At 67.0% G+C, this 3,634-nt stretch carries 4 protein-coding genes; all 4 read left to right on the top strand.

Annotated elements, in window-relative coordinates; genetic code table 11:
- On the top strand, nucleotides 1-1,299 hold a 1,299-nt coding region (locus R1101_RS0118500), incomplete at its 5' end, for an AMP-binding protein (RefSeq protein ID WP_016934835.1).
- Entirely contained in the window at nucleotides 1,296-2,168 is an 873-nt protein-coding gene (locus R1101_RS0118495) for an enoyl-CoA hydratase (protein WP_016934834.1), read from the top strand. The genes R1101_RS0118500 and R1101_RS0118495, both read left to right, overlap by 4 nt.
- Nucleotides 2,168-3,328: an acyl-CoA dehydrogenase family protein gene (locus tag R1101_RS0118490; protein WP_016934833.1), complete on the top strand. Its 1,161-nt coding sequence runs from the start codon at nucleotides 2,168-2,170 to the stop codon at nucleotides 3,326-3,328. Before R1101_RS0118495 ends, R1101_RS0118490 begins: the two co-directional genes overlap by 1 nt.
- Nucleotides 3,325-3,634, top strand: a 310-nt coding sequence (locus R1101_RS27435) for an acyl-CoA dehydrogenase family protein (protein ID WP_037224073.1), incomplete at its 3' end; no start/stop codon positions are given. The genes R1101_RS0118490 and R1101_RS27435, both read left to right, overlap by 4 nt.

Raw genomic sequence — 3,634 nt, 5'->3', positions numbered from 1 at the left:
GTCCCCGTCAACACCCGGTACACCGGCAGCGAGGCAGCCGACATCGTCGAACGCGTGCGGGCCGCCGCCCTCGTCGTCGCGGGCGACTTCCTCGGCTCCGACCGATTCGCTGCCCTGTGTGAGGCCGCGCCCGACCTCACCGTTCCCACGGTGATACGAATCCCACTGGGTGGCAACGACACCCCGCGCGGGGATGTCTTCGAGTGGGAGGACTTCCTCGGTCTTGCCACGGAGCGATTGCTCGAGCAGGCGGACGAGCGCGCGCGATCGGTACAGCCCGACGACGTGTGCGACATCCTCTTCACGTCCGGCACGACAGGTCGCAGCAAAGGCGTCCTGAGCGCACACCGTCAGTTGATCGGTGTCGCACAGGCCTGGGCCGAATGCGCCGCGCTGACCCCCGACGACAACTACCTGATCATCAACCCGTTCTTCCACAGCTTCGGCTACAAGGCGGGTTTCGTCGCCGCGCTGCTCGCCGGCTCCACCGTCGTGCCGATGGCCGTCTTCGACACCGAGAAGGTCATGGCCATCGTCGCGCAGGAGAACATCAGTGTGCTGCCCGGCGCACCGACGATCTACCAGAGCATCCTCGACCACCCGCGTCGCGACGACTACGACCTGAGCAACCTGCGCATCGCCGTCACCGGCGCCGCACCCGTGCCCGTCTCCCTCGTCGAACGTATGCAGACCGAGCTGAGCTTCGACGCGGTGCTCACCGCCTACGGGCAGACCGAAGCCGTGGTGGCCACGATGTGCCGTATCGACGACGATCCCGTGACCGTGTCGACCTCGTCGGGCCGCGCCACCGCCGACTTCGAGGTACGCATCGGCGACAAGGGCGAGATCCTCCTGCGCGGTCCCAATGTGATGTTGGGCTATCTCGACGACCCCGAAGCCACCGCGAAGACGATCGACGAGGACGGCTGGCTCCACACCGGTGATGTGGGTGTCCTCGACGACCGCGGTTATCTCGACATCACCGACCGGCTCAAGGACATGTACATCAGCGGCGGATTCAACGTGTATCCCGCCGAGGTCGAGGCGGCTCTCCTGCGCCTGCCGGGTGTACACGAGGTCGCCGTGATCGGTGTTCCCGACGGGCGCATGGGCGAGGTGGGACGCGCCTTCGTCGTCCCGCTGGACGGGCATCCCCTCACCGAGGACGACGTGATCGCGTATGCCAGAGAGAAACTCGCCAACTTCAAGGCACCGCGCTCGGTACGGTTCGTCGATGCGCTGCCCCGAAACCCGTCCGGCAAGGTATTGAAGAACGTTCTGCGTGAGGAGAAGTCATGACCGTCCCGTACGAACCCGATGTCGTCACCTACGAGGTGCGCGACGGCATCGCGATCGTCACTCTCAACCGACCCGACTATCGCAACGCCCAGAACTCGGTCATGACCTACGCCCTCGACGCGGCCTTCGAGAAGGCCGTCGAGGACGACGAGGTGAAGGTGATCGTGCTGGCCGGCAACGGCAAGCACTTCTCCGCCGGTCACGATCTGGGCACCCCGGGCCGCGACCATCACGTCCACTACGAGAACAAGGCCGTCATGTGGTGGGACCACGTCGACAAGGAGGGCGGCGACCAGCGCTACGCGCGTGAGATGGAGGTGTACCTGGGGATGTGCCGCCGCTGGCGCGAGATCCCCAAGCCCACCATCGCCTCGGTGCAGGGTGCGTGCATCGCCGGCGGCCTGATGCTGGCCTGGGTGTGCGATCTCATCGTCGCGTCCGACGACGCCTTCTTCTCCGACCCGGTCGTGCGCATGGGTATCCCGGGTGTCGAGTACTTCGCCCACCCGTGGGTCCTCGGAACGCGTTTCGCGAAGGAGATCCTCTACACCGGCGATCGTTTCTCGGCGCAGCGCGCGTACGAGGTCGGCATGGTCAACCGTGTCGTCCCGCGTGAGCAGCTCGAGTCCGAGACCCTCGCCCTCGCCGCCCGCATCGCGGAGATGCCCCGTTTCGGTCTCGCGCTCACCAAGCGTGCCGTCAACCAGTGCGAGGACCAGATGGGCATGCGCAACGGCATGGACTCGGTCTTCGGTCTGCACCACTTCGCTCATTCGTACAACGCCGAGGTCGGCACCGACTCTCTCGGCGGCATGAACGCCAAGTCGATGGCCGCGAGCGCGCGCCCGGTCCAGGAAGGGTCCAAGTAGTGAATCTCGAACTCGACGATGCCACCGTCGCGTTCCGCGACGAGGTGCGCGCCTTCCTCGAGGCGAACGTTCCCAGCACACCGCTGAAGTCGATGGACACCGCGGAAGGCTTCGAACAGCACCGTGAGTGGGAACGGCAGCTCGCCGACGCACGACTGGCGGTCGTCTCGTGGCCCGAGGAACTCGGTGGCCGCGATGCGACGCTCGAACAGTGGGTGGTCTTCGAGGAGGAGTACTACCGTTCGGGCGCACCCGGACGTGTGAGCCAGAACGGCATCTTCCTGCTCGCCCCCACTCTGTTCGAGCACGCGCATCCCGAGCAGCTCGCACGCATCATGCCCCGCATGGCCCGCGCCGACGACATCTGGGCGCAGGCCTGGTCGGAGCCGGAATCGGGTTCGGACCTCGCGTCGCTGCGTTCGACGGCCACGAAGGTCGACGGCGGCTGGCTGCTCAACGGCCAGAAGACGTGGAGCTCGCGCGCCTCCTATGCCGACATGGGCTTCGGCCTGTTCCGGTCCGATCCGGAAGCTCAGCGCCACAAGGGAATCACCTACTTCATGTTCGACCTTCGGGCCGAAGGGGTCACGGTCCGGCCCATCCCGCAGCTCGACGGCGAACCCGGTTTCGCGGAGATCTTCCTCGAGGACGTCTTCGTGCCCGACGACCCCGAGAAGCCCGGTGAGTCCGGCGTCATCGGTGGGGTGAACGAGGGCTGGCGTGTCGCGATGAGCACGGCGTCCAACGAACGCGGGCTGTCGCTGCGTTCGCCGGGTCGCTTCCTCGCCGCCACCGACCGGTTGCTGCGCTCCTACCGCGGCTCCGCCCTGCACGGCGATCCCGCCCTCCGTAACCGCGTCGCCGACGCCTGGATCGGTGCTCGTGCCTACGAGCTGTCGACCTGGGCCACCGTGACCCGGCTGCAGGCCGGTGGGCAGCTCGGCGCCGAATCGTCGATCAACAAGGTGTTCTGGTCCGACTGGGACATCGCCACTCACGAGACCGCGCTCGACCTGCAGGGTCCCGACGCGGAACTTGCCGATGGCTGGACCGACGGTTACCTGTTCTCCCTGTCGGGACCGATCTACGCCGGCACCAACGAAATCCAGAAGAACGTCATCGCCGAGCGGCTGCTCGGCCTCCCGAGGGGTGACCGATGAGATTCGCACTCGACGAGTCCCATGAGGACTTCGCGTCCAGTATCGATGCCCTGCTCACCAAATCGGACATGCCCGCCGTGATCCGCGCCTGGAACGACGGCGACACGGCTCCCGGTCTGCAGGTGTGGCAGCGACTCGCCGAGACGGGCGTCAACGGCCTGCTCGTGGCCGAGGAACACGACGGACTCGGCGCCGACGCGGTCGATCTCGTCGTCGCCGTCGAACAGCTCGGCCGCCACGCCGTGCCGGGCCCGGTGGTGGAGACCGTCGCGGTGGCCCCGGCCCTGCTCGCATCCGTGGCACCGG

Origin of the sequence: Rhodococcus sp. R1101 (assembly GCF_000278445.1) — a bacterium.
Lineage (GTDB): Bacteria > Actinomycetota > Actinomycetes > Mycobacteriales > Mycobacteriaceae > Rhodococcus > Rhodococcus gordoniae.
This window is presented reverse-complemented; position numbering and strand designations above follow the sequence as displayed.

What these genes read in the sequence shown, in the direction of transcription:
- R1101_RS0118495 (WP_016934834.1), top strand. Translation starts at nt 1,296, where the DNA reads ATGACCGTCCCGTACGAACCCGATGTCGTCACCTACGAGGTGCGCGAC.